The following is a 15,025-nucleotide window of genomic DNA, read 5'->3' as shown; positions in this document are numbered from 1 at the left end:
CTTAGTCCTCCTCGCTGAAGGCCGGCGAGTGATCGCGGGCGTACTGGATGTAGCTGTTCGAGACGCCCTGCGGCACCATCGGCCACACCATGGCGTCGGCCGAGACGACGAAGTCGATCACGACCGGGCGGTCGTTGGTCTCGAGCGCGAGCTTGATCGCGGCGTCGACCTCCTCCTCCTTCGTGACGCGGATGCCGAGCGCGCCGTACGCCTCGGCCAGCTTCACGAAGTCGGGCACGCGCACGCTGTCGTGGCCCGTGTTCAGGTCGGTGTTGGAGTACCGGCCGTCGTAGAACAGCGTCTGCCACTGGCGCACCATGCCGAGCGAGGAGTTGTTGATGATCGCGACCTTGATCGGGATGTCGTTCAACGTGCAGGTCGCGAGCTCCTGGTTGGTCATCTGGAAGCAGCCGTCGCCGTCGATCGCCCACACGTCGCGGTGAGGCTCGGCGACCTTCGCGCCCATGGCCGCGGGAACCGCGTAGCCCATGGTGCCGGCGCCGCCGGAGTTCAGCCACGAGTTCGGACGCTCGTACTTGATGAACTGCGCCGCCCACATCTGGTGCTGGCCGACTCCGGCCGCGTAGATGCCCTCGGGTCCGGTGAGCTCGCCGATGCGCTGGATCACGTACTGCGGCGCGAGGAGCCCGTCGCTCGGCTGCGAGAAGCCGAGCGGGAACTCCGAGCGGAGTCCGTCGAGCGTGGCCCACCATTCGGCGATGTCGGGCGTGCCGGCGGTGGTCTGCTCGCGGTAGGCCGCGACGAGGTCGCCGAGGACGTCCTTCAGGTCGCCCACGATCGGCACGTCGGCCACGCGGATCTTGGAGATCTCGGCGGGATCGATGTCGACGTGCACGACCTTCGCGTTGGGTGCGAAGAGCGCCGCCTTGCCGGTCACGCGGTCGTCGAACCTGGCGCCGAGCGCGACGAGCAGGTCGGCCTCCTGCAGCGCGATCACGGCCGGGACCGTGCCGTGCATGCCGGGCATGCCGAGGTGCTGCTGGTGCGAGTCGGGGAACGCGCCTCGGGCCATGAGCGTCGTCACGACCGGGACGTTGGTCGTCTCGGCGAGCTCGAGCAGCTCGGCGGACGCATTCGAGCGGATGACGCCGCCGCCGACGTAGAGCACGGGGCGCTTGGCCTCGGCGAGCAGCTGCGCCGCCGCCGTGACCTGCTTGCCGTGCGCCTTCGTGATCGGGCGGTAGCCCGGGAGGTCGATCTTCGGCGGCCACGAGAACGCGAACGAGGCCTGCTGCGCGTCCTTGGTGATGTCCACCAGCACCGGACCGGGACGCCCCGTCGTGGCGATGTGCACGGCGGCGGCGATCGTGGCCGGGATCTCGCTCGGGTCCTTCACGAGGAAGGAGTGCTTGGTGATCGGCATCGTGATGCCGACGATGTCGGCCTCCTGGAACGCGTCGGTTCCCATGAGGTTCGAGAACACCTGACCGGTGATCGCCAGCAGCGGCACCGAGTCCATGTGCGCGTCGGCGATCGCGGTGACGAGGTTGGTCGCGCCGGGGCCCGAGGTCGCGATCGCGACGCCGAGCTTGCCGGTCGACGACGCGTAGCCCTGGGCCGCGTGGCCCGCACCCTGTTCGTGGCGAACGAGGATGTGCCGGAGCTTCTTGCTGTCGAGCAGCGGGTCGTAGACGGGGAGGATCGCGCCGCCCGGCAGTCCGAACACGTCGGTGATGCCGAGCATCTCGAGCGAGCGGACGACCGCCTCGGCACCGGTGATCTCAACCGGTGCGTGCGACGGCACGAGGGCGGGCGATGGCACGGGACTGGATTCCGTGGTCATTCGGTTCCTGTTCTGATGAGCGATGTGTGCGGAGAGTCGCAGCACTCAGCCCGTGGTGGCGCCTTCAGCGGCCGAGCGCACGAGCTTGGAGTACTTCGCGAGGACGCCTCGGGTGTAGCGCGGGGGAAGCGGAGCCCAGCCTTCACGGCGGGCAGCCAGCTCGGCATCATCGACAAGTAGGTCGATGGAACGAGCTGCGATATCGACCCGTATCAGATCACCATCGCGCACGAATGCGATAGGACCTTCGTCCACCGCTTCGGGTGCCAGATGGCCGATGCACAGTCCGGTTGTGCCGCCTGAGAATCGACCGTCCGTCAAGAGTAGTACATCTTTTCCGAGGCCGGCGCCCTTGATGGCCGCCGTGATGGCGAGCATCTCGCGCATGCCGGGGCCGCCCTTGGGTCCCTCGTAACGGATGACGACGACGTCGCCGGCGTTGATCTCTCCGGCCGTGAGGGCGTCCATGGCCGCGCGCTCACGCTCGAAGACGCGCGCGGGCCCCTCGAACGTGGCCGCGTCGAAGCCCGCGGTCTTCACGACCGCACCCTCGGGAGCGAGGGAGCCGTGCAGGATCGTGAGGCCGCCGGTCTCGTGGATCGGGTTGTCGAGCGTGCGCAGCACCTCGCCGTCGAGCGGCGGGAGGTTCAGCTCCTCGAGATTCTCGGCCATGGTCTTGCCGGTGACGGTGAGCACGTCGCCGTGCAGGAGGCCGGCGTCGAGCAGCGCCTTCATGAGCACGGGCACGCCGCCGCGACGGTCGACGTCGTTCATGACGTACTTGCCGAACGGCTTGAGGTCGCCGATGTGCGGCACCTTCGACCCGATGCGGTTGAAGTCGTCGAGCGTGAGGTCGACTTCGGCCTCGCGGGCGATGGCGAGCAGGTGCAGGACGATGTTCGTCGAGCCGCCGAGCGCCATGCCCACCGCGATCGCGTTCTCGAAGGCCTTCTTCGTGAGGATCTGCCGGGCCGTGATGCCGTGCTTCAGCAGGTTCACGACGGCCTCGCCCGAGCGGTGCGCGTAGTAGTCGCGACGACGGTCGGCGGAGGCCGGCGAGGCGGAGCCGGGGAGCGAGAGCCCGAGGGCCTCGGCGACCGACGCCATGGTGTTCGCGGTGTACATGCCGCCGCAGGCCCCCTCGCCCGGCGCGAACGCGCACTCGATGCGGTGGGCGTCCTCGGCGCTCATGGTGCCGGCCTTGACCGCGCCCACGGCCTCGAACGAGTCGATGATGGTGATGTCCTTCTCGGTGCCGTCGGACAGGCGGACCCATCCGGGGGCGATCGAGCCGGCGTAGAGGAAGACGGAGGCCAGGTCGAGGCGTGCCGCGGCCATGAGCATGCCGGGGATCGACTTGTCGCACCCGGCGAGCAGTACCGAGCCGTCGAGGCGCTCGGCCTGCATGACGACCTCGACCGAGTCGGCGATGACCTCGCGCGAGACGAGCGAGAAGTGCATGCCCTCGTGGCCCATCGAGATGCCGTCGGAGACCGACACCGTGCCGAACTGCAGCGGGTACCCGCCGCCGCCGTGCACGCCCTCCTTCGCGGCCTGCGCGAGGCGGGCGAGCGAGAGGTTGCACGGCGTGATCTCGTTCCACGAGCTGGCAATGCCGATCTGGGGCTTGTCCCAATCGGCATCTCCCATGCCGACCGCACGGAGCATGCCCCTGCTGGTCATGGCCTCGATGCCATCGGTGACGGTGCGACTACGCGGTTTTGGATCGAACTCCGACATGCTGTCGAGTCTATTGCCAGCGGGAGGCGCCCTCCGCCGCCGCTTCACGAGCCGTCGCAAGGCGCTCGAGCAGCTCCGCGACGTCGTCGGGATTGCGCACCCGGTAGGGCGCGATGGACTTGCCCTGGCCGACCTTGACCCCGACGTCGCCGTCGTCGAGCGACGCGAACGCGTCTTCGTCGGTGACGTCGTCGCCCACGTAGAGCGCGGCGGTCGCCCGTGCATGCTGACGGAGCCGGATGAAGGACTCCCCCTTGTCGGTGGAGCGCACCGCGAACTCGATCACCGACTTGCCGGTGCGCACCGTCACCCCGCCGAGCTCGGCCGCCACGCGCTCGCGCGCCGCGAGCTGCACGGCGGTCGCGGCGCTGGAGGTGAGCCCGCGCGTGTGGAGCGCGAGGCCGGCCGGCTTGTGCTCGACCCTCGCCCCCTCGGTTTCGGCGGCGACCTGCTCGATGATGCGGCCGAGCTGTGCCAGCTTCGCCAGTTCGGCGTCTCGGAGGTCGAGCGTGATCGCGCCGGTGTCGAGCTTCAGTTCCACGCCGTGCGATCCGCTCAGCAGGACCCCGTCGCCGGGTTCGGCGACGTGCCCGAGGCTCTCGAGCGCCCGCCCGGAGACGAGCGCGACGCGCGTGTCGGGTGCGGCGACGAGGCGCGCCATCGCGGCCCTCGCGCGCTCCGTCGCACGGGCGTCGTCGGGACGGTCGACGAGCGGCGCCAGCGTGCCGTCGAAGTCGAGGGCGACGAGCAGGCGCTCGGTGGATGCCAGCTCCTCGATCGCGCGTTGCAGCGGTTCGGTGATGCCGGCCTTGATGATGCCGGCGCCGGTCAGGGTCTCGAGGAAGCTGGCGGACCACTTGGCCACGTCGTTGTCGATCACGCGGCGCCGCAGGGCGCGCATGCGCCGGGTGCGCTCGCGCCGCGGCATCCGCACGGCCTCGACGATGGCGTCCTTCAGCCCCTCGATGTCGTGGGGGTTCACGAGCACGGCCTGGCGCAGCTCGTCGGACGCCCCGGCGAACTCGCTGAGCACGAGCACGCCGTCGCCGTCGAACCGGCAGGCCACGTACTCCTTGGCGACGAGGTTCATGCCGTCGCGGAGGGCCGTCACGAGCATGACGTCGGCGGCGAGGTAGAGCGCGACCATCTCCTCGCGGGGATAGCCGTGGTGGAGGTAGGCGATGGCCTGGTGGCCGAGCGTCGCGTAGTCGCCGTTGAGGCGCCCGACGGTGAGCTCGATCTCGTCGCGCAGCTGGCGATAGGTCTCGACGCGCTCGCGCGACGGGCTCGCGACCTGCACGAGGGTCACGTCCTCGACGTTCAGGCGGCCGTCGCGCAGCAGCTCGCCGAACGCCTTCATGCGGTGCCGGATGCCCTTGGTGTAGTCGAGCCGGTCGACGCCGAGGATGATCGTCTCGGGGTTCCCGAGGCTCTCGCGAATCTCGGCGGCGCGCGCCTGGACCTCGGGCTGCCGCGCCATCTCCTCGAAGCCCGCGGCGTCGATGGAGATCGGGAAGGCGCGGGCGACGACGCGCCGCACCTCGGCATCCGACGCGGAGCCGGGGTCGGGCACGTCGATGACGGTGCCGTGCGTGCGGTACCCGAACAGGCGCCGCACGGCGCGCGAGAAGTTGCCCGCGTCGGCCGTGCGCTGGAACCCGATGACGTCGGCGCCGAGCAGCCCGTCGATCACCTGGCGACGCCAGGGCAACTGCGAGTAGATGCCGTATGCCGGGAACGGTATGTGGTTGAAGAAGCCGATCACGAGATCGGGTCGCGCCTCGCGCAGCATCTTCGGCACGAGCTGCAACTGGTAGTCCTGGACCCACACGACCGCGCCGTCGGAGGCCGCACGCGCCGCGGCCTCGGCAAAGCGGCGGTTCACCCTCACGTAGGCGTCCCACCACTCGCGATGGAACGACGGCGGCGCGATGACGTCGTGGTAGAGCGGCCAGAGGGTGTCGTTCGAGAACCCCTCGTAGTACTCCTCGAGCTCCGAGTCGCTGAGCGGCACGGGGATGATCGAGATCCCGTCGTGCTCGAACGGGTCGAACTCGCGGTCCGCGACGCCCGCCCATCCGATCCAGGCGCCGTCGGCGGCGCGCATGACGGGCTCGAGCGCCGTCACGAGCCCCCCGGGCGAGCTCTTCCACCCCACACCGCCGTCGGGTTGCTCCTCGTAGTCGACCGGGAGGCGGTTCGACACGACGATCATGTCGTAGGCGTGATCGACGTACAGGTCGGGGTCCTGGTGAACTGGGTTCATGCGACCGGAGTCCCTTCTCGAGTTCCGGTTCAGGCTACCGTGGCCGGGCGCACGCCGTCGGCGGCGATGCCGCCTGAGGCCATCGGCCTCCGATGTCAAGGGTCGGCGGATGTCTCGCACGGGAGCGGTTCCGGACGGTAGCGTGGCTGCATGCGCAAGTACCTCTTCAGCGGAGCCGTCCTCGGTGCGATCATCAGCGGAGTGGGCGTCGTGCGCGCCACCGCCTCCGGGCCGCGCGACTGGCGGCTGCTGCTCATGTGGGTCTCTTGGGCGGCGACGCTCGCCATCGCGATCGGCACCGTCGCCGAGGAGGCTCGCGACGGCGAGCTGACCGAGTAGCATCGGGAAGTCCGCCGTTCGCGGCGTGTTCACCGGCATCCCGAACCCTCATGGGCTGACACTGGATGCAGCTCCGCGCGGCCCGAACCGCACGGGACCGAATTCCCACCGAGAGGGGCCACCGATGTTCCGCCGTTGGCGCAGAGCGAGGCTTGCCGCACAGGCTTCCGCGCACGCCGCCGCCAAGACGCCGCGCCCCACCGCGGCCGACCTGCGCGGCGAACACCTGTTCGAGCTGTTGAACGCGAAGCTGTCCGAGTTCATCGGGCCGAACGGCGCCTGGTCGCTGGTCCGGCGTTCCGACGACGACACCGACCAGATCTTCGATGCGGTCATCACGCACCAGATCTCGGCGGAGCTGACGCGCGCGGTGCTCGACGAGCGCGACGCGGTCGCGGTCGTCGTGCCGGCCGAGGCCGAGCCGCTCGCCCTGAGCTGGGAGCCGGCTCCGCTCGTCGTGTGGGCGGAGCCCACCGCCGACGTCGCGACGACTGATGTCCCGACCGAGGCCTCGATCGAGACGCCGATCTACGCCGAGCACGAGTTCGAGGCGCGCGCGGCCTGATCGGCCGCTCGCGGCCGCGGCCGACACCGTTCCAAAATCCACCCCGGATTCTTGTACGGCGATCCGAGCGGGCGCCGACGTGTCTTCCCTAGCGTGATGGACGAGCCTTCCGGCTCTCCCCCGTCACGACCGAGAGGCACCGATGACCGCCACCGACAACGCCGAACTCGATGCATCACCGCGCCCGAAGCGTCGGAGCACGGCGACCGACCTCGCCCAGATCGCGGTGTTCGCCGCGCTCATCGCCGCGCTCGGCCTGCCCGGCGCGCTCTACCTCGGCTCCGCCGCCGTGCCGATCACGTTCCAGACGCTCGGGGTCATGCTCGCGGGCGCGATCCTCGGCGCCCGCAAGGGCTTCCTCTCGGTGCTCCTGCTCATCGCCCTCGTCGCCGCGGGGCTCCCGCTCCTGTCGGGCGGGCGCGGCGGGCTCGGCGTCTTCGTGGGGCCGTCGGTGGGGTACCTCCTGGGCTGGCTCCTCGGCGTCGTGGTCATCGGCTGGGCGACGGCCCGCCTCCTCCCGAAGTACCCGCTGGTGCCCGCACTCGCGTGGACCGCCCTCGGCGGAATCGTCGCCATCTACCTCGTCGGGGTCCCGGTGTTCGCCGCGATCACGGGCACGCCGCTCGGCATCGCCCTCGCGGGGTCGCTGGTGTTCCTTCCCGGCGACATCGTGAAGGTCGTGATCACCGTGCTCGTCGCGAAGGGCGTGCACCGCGCCTGGCCCGGCCTCATCACCCCGCAGGCCTGGCCGTGGGCGCGCCGGAAGCAGGTCGACGCGTCGGCATGAGCGACTGGCTCAACGGCTCGCCGCACGCGACCGCCCTCGCATTCGAGGGCGGGGCCGTGCGCTACGTCGAGCTCGCGCAGGGCGTCGCCGGCGCCGGGCTTCCGGCCGGTGACGGTCCGGTCGCATGCCCGGCGGGCCTCGACGCCGTGACGCTCGTCATCCGCGTGCTCGCGGCCCTCGATCGCGGGCGACCGGTGCTCGTCGGCGGGACGCAGCGCGAGGCGGACGCCCTCGCCGCATCGCTGCCGGCCGGCACCGAGCTCGCACTGCTCACCTCCGGCTCCTCGGGAGGCGCCCCGCGCGTCGTCGCGCGCACGAGTCGCTCGTGGCTGGCGTCCGCGGGCCCGCTCGCGGAGGTCGCCGGTCTCGGCCGCGACGATCGCATCGCCGTCACCGGCCCGCTGCACGCGTCGATGCACCTCTACGCGGTGCTGCACGCGCTCTGGCTCGGCGCGACGGCGACCGATGCCATCGACGGCGCGTCGGTCGCGCACGCCACGCCGACCCGGCTCGCCCGCATGCTCGACAGCGGGCACTGCCCGCCGTCGGTCGTCGTCGCCGGAGCGGTCCTGGCACCGTCGCTGCGGGCGGTGGCGGAGCACCGCGGCATCCGCCTCACCGAGTACTACGGCGCCGCCGAGCTCTCGTTCGTGCTCGCCGGATGCGGCGGCGACCTGCGACCGTTCCCCGGCGTCGAGGTGCAGTTGCGCCCGAGTGCCGCGACGGATGACGCGACCGAGCTCTGGGCGCGCTCGCCCTACCTCGCCCTCGGGGTGATCGGCGGCGGCATGCTCCGCCGTGACGACGACGCCTTCGCGACGGTGGGCGACCTCGCCGAGCACGTCGCCACAGGAGCCTGGCGCGTGCTCGGACGAGGCGATGCGGCGATCACGACGGCCGGCGCCACGGTGCTCGCCGAGCATGTGGAGTCCCGCCTCGTCGAGGTGCCGGGCGTGCTCGCCGCGGCCGTGCTCGGCGAGCCCCATGACCTGCTCGGCGAACGCGTCGTCGCCGTCGTCGAGCTCGAACCCGGAGCCTCGCTCGACGAGGTCGCCAGGGCCGCCCGCGGCCGCCTGACGGCACCGGAACTGCCGCGGCGATGGTTCGCGGCCCCCGTGCCGCACACCGCGTCGGGCAAGGTCGCACGCCGCGAACTGCGCGACGCCCTCGCCTCCGGCCGGCTCGACGAGTCCGCCGCGCCGACACGGTCGGGCCGGGCATGATGCCGGGCGCGCACGGCGGAGGAACGGTCATCGTCGCCGCCCGCCGCACCGCGATCGGCACCGCGGGGCGGGCGTTCGCGACCCGCACCGTCGACGCCCTCGCCGCCCCGGTGCTCGCCGAGGTCGCGCGCCTGGTCGCTCCGGGCGGCATCCGCATCGACGACGTCGTGCTGGGCAACTGCATGGGCCCCGGTGGCGACGTCGCCAGGGTGAGCGCACTGCGGGCCGGGCTCGGCGACGAGGTGCCCGGGGTCACCGTCGATCGCCAGTGCGGTTCGGGCCTCGATGCGGTGCTCCAGGCCGCCTCGCGTGTGAAGGCCGGCGACGCCGGGCTCGTGCTGGCAGGCGGGGCGGAGTCGGCGTCCACCGCGCCGCATCGCCTGTGGCCCGACTCCGGCGAGCGATTCACGCGCGCCCCCTTCGCCCCGACCGGCCTGCCCGACCCCGACATGGGGCCCGCGGCCGACGCCCTGGCCGCGCTGCGCGGCATCACGAGGGCCCGCCAGGACGCGTGGGCGGCGAGGTCGCACGCCCGCGCGGCATCCGCTCGCGACGCCGGCGCGTTCGACGGCGAGATCGTCGCCGTCGACGGCATCGCCCGCGACGACCGGCCCCGCGCGGGCTTGGACGCCGCTCGACTCGCGAGGTTCTCCCCCGCGTTCTCGTCGGGCGCCGGCGCCACCGTGACGGCCGGCAACTCGTGCGGGTTCTCCGACGGCGCAGCCGCGATGGCCGTGACGAGCGAGCGGATCGCGCGCGAACTCGGACTCCCCGCCCTGCGGATCCGCGCCGCGGCCGTCGCCGGCGGCGACCCCGCCCTGCCGGGGCTCGGCGCCGCGCCGGCGGCCCGTGCCGCACTCGATCGCGCGGGCCTCGGGGTCCGCGACCTCGGGTTCGTCGAGATCACCGAGGCCTTCGCCGCCCAGGTGCTCGCCGTCTCCGACGAGCTCGGGATCGAGGAGGAGCTCATCAGCGGCGACGGCGGCGCCATCGCGCTCGGGCACCCGTGGGGGGCATCCGGTGCCGTGCTGCTCGTCAGGCTCGCCGCGAGGATGGCCGCATCCGACGACCACCGCCCCGGGCTGGCGGCGTGCTCGATCGGCGGCGGGCAGGGCGTGGCGATGATCGTGGAGCGGGTCGCATGAGCGAGAAGGAGCCGGCATGAGCGAGATCGTGTTCGAGGGCGTCAGCCACGACTTCGGCGACGAGCGGGTCGTCGACGACGTGTCGCTCGTGCTGCGCGAACGTCGGGTCGGCATCGTCGGGGCGAACGGCTCCGGCAAGTCGACCCTCGCCCGCATGATCAACGGGCTCGTCTCCCCCACCGTCGGGCGCGTGAGCGTCGACGGACTCGACGTGTCGCGTCGCGGCCGCGACGTGCGTCGTCGCGTCGGCTTCGTGTTCACGAACGCCGACAACCAGATCGTGATGCCCACCGTGCGCGAGGACGTCGCGTTCACGCTCCGCCGTCACCGGCTCGAGAAGGCGGATGCCGCGGCCCGCGTCGACGCGGTGCTCGACCGGTTCGGACTCGTCGAGCTCGCCGACCGTCCGGCGCACCGGCTCTCGGGCGGCCAGAAGCAGTTGCTGGCGCTCGCCTCGGTGCTGGTCGCGGAGCCCGCGATCGTCGTCGCCGATGAGCCGACCACCCTGCTGGACGCGCGGAACGCGCGACGCATCGCCCAGTACTTCACGTCGCTCGACGAGCAGCTCGTCGTCGTCAGCCACCAGCTGGAACTGCTCGAGGACTTCGACCGGGTGATCGTGATGGAGACCGGCCGGGTGGTCGCCGACGACGTGCCGGCGGTCGCCCTCGACGCCTACCGGGCGCTGATCGCATGAGGTCGCGACCGTGATCGGCGTCTTCCACCCCGGAACCTCGCTCCTGCACCGGGTGCCGGCGCTCGTGAAGCTCGCCGTGCTCGCGGCCTTCGTGACCGCTACGGCGCTCATCGGGTCCCTAGTCTGGCTGGGCGCGGCATCCGGGATCGTCCTCCTCCTCTTCCTCCTCTCGCGCGTGCCCGTGCGCACCGCGGTGCGACAGATCGTGCCGATCCTCTGGGTGCTCGCGTTCGCGGTGCCCGTGCAGGTCGTGTTCGGCGGATGGGAGGCGGCCTCGATCATGGCCGTGCGTCTCCTGATCGCCGTCGCGCTGGCCGCGCTCTACACGCTCACGACCCCCGTGAGCGCGACGCTCGACGCGATGCAGGCCCTGCTCCGCCCGTTCCGCCGATGGGTGGACGCCGACCGGGTCGGCCTCGCCCTCGCCCTCACGATCCGGTGCGTGCCGTTGCTCGCCGACCTCGTGCGGGAGGTCATGGAGGCCCGACGGGCCCGCGGCGCCGAGGGCTCGCTGCTGGCCCTCGCGGTGCCCGTGATCGTGCGCGCCCTGCGCACGGCCGAGCACCTCGGCGAGGCGCTGACGGCCCGCGGCTTCGACGACTGACGACGACCCGCCCCGTCGACCGCGATCGGTTCGCGCGATGTCGGCGGCGCCCGGCAGACTGGGCCACGGCCGTTCGGCCGAGCACCGTGCCGATCGGAGGAGCACCACGCCATGACGGGCGCCACGCCATGATGGGCATCACGCACGCGACCAGCGGTGCCGCGACCTGGCTCGTCGTCACCAGCACGATGCCGTTCGTCGGCCTCGGCGTATACCCGCTCGATCCCGTCGGCGTCCTCGCCGGCACTGCCGTCGCAGCCGGGGCGGCGCTCCTGCCCGACGCCGACCACCACAGCGCCACCATCGCGCACTCGGTGCCCGTGCTCGGACGACTCGTGACGAGGGCGATCGGCTCGCTCTCCGGCGGGCATCGCCAGGGGGCGCACTCGGCGATCGCGGTGCTCGTCGTCGCGGTGCTCGCCTGGGCGCTCACGCTCGTCACGTTCGAGGTCGAGGGCGGCGGCACGATCGCGATCGGCGCCGGCATCGGCACCGCCGTCCTGACGTGCTTCGGGCTGAAGGCGCGCGACTACGTGCGTACCTGGCTCACTGCGTGGGTGCTCGGAGCCGCCTTCGGCGCGGCGATCGTGGTCTTCGCACCCGAGCAGGTGGCGTGGTTCCCGCTGGCGGTGACGCTCGGGTTCGTCGCGCATCTGGCGGGTGACTTCCTGACCACCGGGGGCCTGCCGGGCCTCATCTGGCCGCAGGTGTTCCGACCGCCCGAGCGTTGGCGCGACACGCCCGTGGTGAACCGCGTCTGGCTCGCGAGCGGTCACGTCGCGCTGCCGCTGCTGGGCGACACCGGTTCGTTCCGTGAGGCGCTGCTCGGCGCCGCCCTCGGCCTCTATTGCCTCGCCGGCTTCGCCTACGAGAGCCTGCAGCTGATCGGCTTCGAGCGGTTCACGTCACGGTGACCGCCATGCCGCATGTTTCCGTCGCGGCATCCGCTCGCACGGCTCATTCCACCTTCGTGAACGAGCCGAGGTCGTGCGCGTCGAGGGATTCGATCACGAGGGTCCCGCCGTCGAACGTCGCCTGCGAGACGCTGCCGGGCTCCGTGTTCTCGGAGACCGGTTCGAACACGAACACGTCCCCGTCCCAGTGCTCGAGCGGCCAGACGATCGTCCCCGGACCGACGGTCAGCTCGAGCGCGTCGCCGACGACCGAGACGGTCGCGTCCCCGAAGTACTCGTTCGCGTAGACGCCAGCGTAGTCGGCGAGCGCCTTCGCGGGTGCGGGATCGGACGGCGGCGTCTCGCCGACCAGCTCGCCGAACGGCTCGGGTCCGGCGGGGAACTGCTGCTGGGCCAGCGACCACCAGTCCTGGCGCACCTCGCCGAACTGGGCGAGGTCCATGAAGTCGGCCGCGATCGTCTCGGCGATTCCCGTGGGGCTCGCATTGGTCAGCACCACGATGCCGAGCCCGGCGTCGGGCAGCACGCTGAAGGTCGTTCCCGTGCCGAGCGCGAAGGCGCCCGAATGCCCGAGCGACGTCAGGCCGCCCGGACCGACGCTCGTGTTGAACCCGTAGCCGTAGAAGGAGGACCGCTGGTACGCGGTGCGCGAGAGACCCGAGTCGCCCTGCGGCACCAGTGCGGGAGCGAGGGCGGCCGGTGTCAGGACGCCCTCGATCTCCTGGTCGGGGTCGGCACCCGGACCGGATGCCGCGATCAGCAGTTCGAGCCAGACCGCCATGTCGTCGATGCTCGAGCTGACGCCGCCGGCCGGCGACTGCTGGTCGGGATCACGCTGGCTCGGGGTGACGATCCACTCGTCGCCCTCCTGGATGTGCCCGTCCGCATGGTTCTCGTTCGCCTCGAAGTCGGCGAACCTCGAACTCGTGGCGTCCATGCCGAGCGGTGCGTAGAGCACCTCCTCCGACAGGTCCTCCCACGTGGTGCCCGCCGCGCGGGCGACGGACTCCGCGGCGGTCGTCAGGTCGAAGTTGCCGTACGCGTACGAGGTTCGGAACGGCGTGAGGGGCAGGAGGCGCAGGCGCTCGATGACCTCGTCGCGGCCGTAGCCGATGTCCTCGAGGTCGTCGCCGGCGTGCTCCCACAGGCCGGACCGGTGCGCGAACAGGTCGCCGATCGTCACGTGATCGCCCACCCAGGCGTCCGACAGCGCGAAGTCGGGCAGGTTCTCGACGATCGGCGTGTCCCATCTCACCGTGCCCGCGGCGACCTCGTGCGCGACGACGGTCGCGGCCACCGACTTCGACATCGACGCGATCTGGAAGGCGGTGCCCGTGTCGACCGGATCACCCGTGTCGACGTTCCGCTCGCCGAATCCCTCGGCGTAGAGCACCTCGTCACCGGACACGACGGCCACGGCCAGGCCCGGGATCCCGCGCTTGGCCATGGTCGTCTCGACGAGCTCGGGAAGGGCCTCCACCGCCTCGTCGACGCGCTCCTCCGTCACGCTCCCCACGGCGTCGACCCGCGGATCGCCGAACCCCGGGCGATCGGTCGAGAGCGGTTCCGCGGAGTCGGCCGCGTCCATCGTGCATCCCGTCGTGGCCAGCAGCACCGCACTCGCGAGCACACCGATCACCACAGCCCCGTTCCGGCGCATGCGGTTCCCCCAAAGGTCGACGCACCCCCCGTGCGACTCGCACAATCTATCGTCCGGGCGAGAACAGCGCGGCCCCCGGACGGGGGTCGCACCGTCGCTCGCCGCAAGTGTGCGACGGCCGTGCCGTCGTGGTCGACGGTCGTCCGTGGCAGGATCGCCCTGTGACCGAACGCCTGATGCTCCTCGACACCGCCTCGCTCTACTTCCGCGCGTTCTACGGCGTGCCCGACTCGCTCAAGGCGGCCGACGGCACACCCGTGAACGCCGTGCGAGGCCTGCTCGACATCATCTCGCGGCTCGTCACCGACTACGAACCCACGCAGCTCGTGGCCTGCTGGGACGACGACTGGCGCCCCGCGTGGCGCGTCGAGCTCATCCCCAGCTACAAGGCGCACCGGGTCGTCGAGGTCGTCGTCACGGGGCCCGACGTCGAAGAGGCGCCCGACCCGCTCGTCGTGCAGATCCCGCTCATCCGCGAGGTGCTCGGCATCCTCGGCATCCCGATCGTCGGCGCCGCCGAGCACGAGGCCGACGACGTCATCGGCAGCCTCGCGACCCAGGCGAGCGTGCCGGTCGACGTGGTGACCGGCGACCGCGACCTGTTCCAGCTCGTCGACGACGCGAGCGGCGTGCGCGTGATCTACACGGCGCGGGGCATGAGCAAGCTCGAGGTGCTCACCGACGCGTCGGTGGTCGGAAGGTACGGCGTGCTGCCCGAGCAGTACGCCGACTTCGCAGCCCTGCGCGGCGACGCCTCCGACGGACTGCCGGGCGTCAAGGGCATCGGCGAGAAGACGGCCGCGAGCCTCCTGAAGGACTTCGTCGACCTCGACGGCATCCGCGCGGCCGCGGTCGATGCATCCGTACCGCTGTCGGCCACGATGCGCGCCCGCCTCACCGACGCCTCGGCCTACCTCGACGTCGCCCCGAAGGTCGTCGAGGTCGTGCGCGATCTCGAGCTCGGCGAGTTCGACGCGACGATCCGCCCGCTCGAGGGCGACGCGATCGCCGCGTTCGAGCACTTCGCCGAGCGCTGGAACCTCGGCGGTGCGGCGCCGCGGGTGCTCGCCGCACTCGGCAACGTCGGCTGAGCCGAGGGCTCCACCGGGGCGCTCGCTCCCCCACTCGCGACTCCTGGCGGACCGCCCGTCCCACCCCGTGGCGAGGCGGATCTCGACGCGATTCTCGGTGAATGTCGGGCGCCCGCGACACGCCGTCTCGCACCCCCGCAGGTTCTTGGCTGTCAACCCCTTGCGGCAGTACAGTTCAGCCATCGCCACT

General features: G+C 71.7%; 13 protein-coding genes. 9 read left to right on the top strand and 4 right to left on the bottom strand.

Annotated features, from left to right (window positions below; genetic code table 11):
* Position 1: 1 nt before the first annotated feature.
* Genes ACR3IO_RS11910 through ACR3IO_RS11900 form a run of 3 tightly spaced genes read right to left on the bottom strand, consistent with a single transcriptional unit; the run spans position 2 to position 5,810 of the window.
* A complete protein-coding gene (locus tag ACR3IO_RS11910) occupies positions 2-1,804 on the bottom strand; it encodes an acetolactate synthase large subunit (protein ID WP_434071421.1) in 1,803 nt (600 codons plus the stop codon).
* 45 nt (positions 1,805-1,849) lie between these two features.
* The gene (gene ilvD / locus ACR3IO_RS11905) at positions 1,850-3,544 is read right to left on the bottom strand and encodes a dihydroxy-acid dehydratase (RefSeq protein ID WP_434071420.1); all 1,695 of its coding nucleotides are present in this window, start codon (positions 3,542-3,544) and stop codon (positions 1,850-1,852) included.
* 10 nt (positions 3,545-3,554) lie between these two features.
* On the bottom strand, positions 3,555-5,810 hold the full coding sequence (locus tag ACR3IO_RS11900; protein WP_434071419.1) for a bifunctional alpha,alpha-trehalose-phosphate synthase (UDP-forming)/trehalose-phosphatase: 2,256 nt from the start codon (positions 5,808-5,810) through the stop codon (positions 3,555-3,557).
* A gap of 150 nt (positions 5,811-5,960) precedes the next feature.
* Here ACR3IO_RS11900 and ACR3IO_RS11895 point away from each other — a divergent pair, with 150 nt between their 5' ends.
* The 8 genes from ACR3IO_RS11895 (at position 5,961) to ACR3IO_RS11860 (ending at position 12,084) form a co-directional block, all read left to right on the top strand.
* Positions 5,961-6,149, top strand: coding sequence for a hypothetical protein (locus tag ACR3IO_RS11895; RefSeq protein ID WP_434071418.1), 189 nt, complete (start codon positions 5,961-5,963; stop codon positions 6,147-6,149).
* A gap of 124 nt (positions 6,150-6,273) precedes the next feature.
* Positions 6,274-6,714, top strand: a complete 441-nt coding sequence (locus ACR3IO_RS11890; RefSeq protein ID WP_434071417.1) for a hypothetical protein — start codon at positions 6,274-6,276, stop codon at positions 6,712-6,714.
* Between the two features lie 142 nt (positions 6,715-6,856).
* Positions 6,857-7,501 carry a biotin transporter BioY gene (locus tag ACR3IO_RS11885; RefSeq protein WP_434071416.1) on the top strand — a complete coding sequence of 215 codons (645 nt, stop codon included), beginning with the start codon at positions 6,857-6,859 and terminating at the stop codon, positions 7,499-7,501.
* On the top strand, positions 7,498-8,724 hold the full coding sequence (locus tag ACR3IO_RS11880) for a class I adenylate-forming enzyme family protein (RefSeq protein ID WP_434071415.1): 1,227 nt from the start codon (positions 7,498-7,500) through the stop codon (positions 8,722-8,724). The genes ACR3IO_RS11885 and ACR3IO_RS11880 overlap by 4 nt, the downstream gene beginning before the upstream one ends.
* Positions 8,721-9,869 (top strand): thiolase family protein, encoded by a 1,149-nt coding sequence (locus ACR3IO_RS11875; RefSeq protein WP_434071414.1) that lies wholly within the window; start codon positions 8,721-8,723, stop codon positions 9,867-9,869. Before ACR3IO_RS11880 ends, ACR3IO_RS11875 begins: the two co-directional genes overlap by 4 nt.
* 16 nt (positions 9,870-9,885) lie before the next feature.
* A complete protein-coding gene (locus ACR3IO_RS11870; RefSeq protein ID WP_434071413.1) occupies positions 9,886-10,566 on the top strand; it encodes an energy-coupling factor ABC transporter ATP-binding protein in 681 nt (226 codons plus the stop codon).
* A gap of 10 nt (positions 10,567-10,576) precedes the next feature.
* Positions 10,577-11,170 carry an energy-coupling factor transporter transmembrane component T family protein gene (locus ACR3IO_RS11865; protein ID WP_434071412.1) on the top strand — a complete coding sequence of 198 codons (594 nt, stop codon included), beginning with the start codon at positions 10,577-10,579 and terminating at the stop codon, positions 11,168-11,170.
* Between the two features lie 128 nt (positions 11,171-11,298).
* Positions 11,299-12,084 (top strand): metal-dependent hydrolase, encoded by a 786-nt coding sequence (locus ACR3IO_RS11860; protein WP_434071411.1) that lies wholly within the window; start codon positions 11,299-11,301, stop codon positions 12,082-12,084.
* 43 nt (positions 12,085-12,127) lie between these two features.
* Here ACR3IO_RS11860 and ACR3IO_RS11855 read toward each other — a convergent pair whose 3' ends face one another.
* Entirely contained in the window at positions 12,128-13,723 is a 1,596-nt protein-coding gene (locus ACR3IO_RS11855) for a serine hydrolase (protein ID WP_434071410.1), read from the bottom strand.
* A 182-nt stretch (positions 13,724-13,905) separates the two neighbouring features.
* On the opposite strand from ACR3IO_RS11855, the gene ACR3IO_RS11850 reads away from it, so the two are divergent.
* Positions 13,906-14,835, top strand: a complete 930-nt coding sequence (locus ACR3IO_RS11850; RefSeq protein ID WP_434071409.1) for a 5'-3' exonuclease — start codon at positions 13,906-13,908, stop codon at positions 14,833-14,835.
* The last annotated feature ends 190 nt before the right edge of the window (positions 14,836-15,025 follow it).

Origin of the sequence: Agromyces sp. Marseille-Q5079, assembly GCF_051016555.1 — a bacterium.
Lineage (GTDB): Bacteria > Actinomycetota > Actinomycetes > Actinomycetales > Microbacteriaceae > Agromyces.
This window is presented reverse-complemented; position numbering and strand designations above follow the sequence as displayed.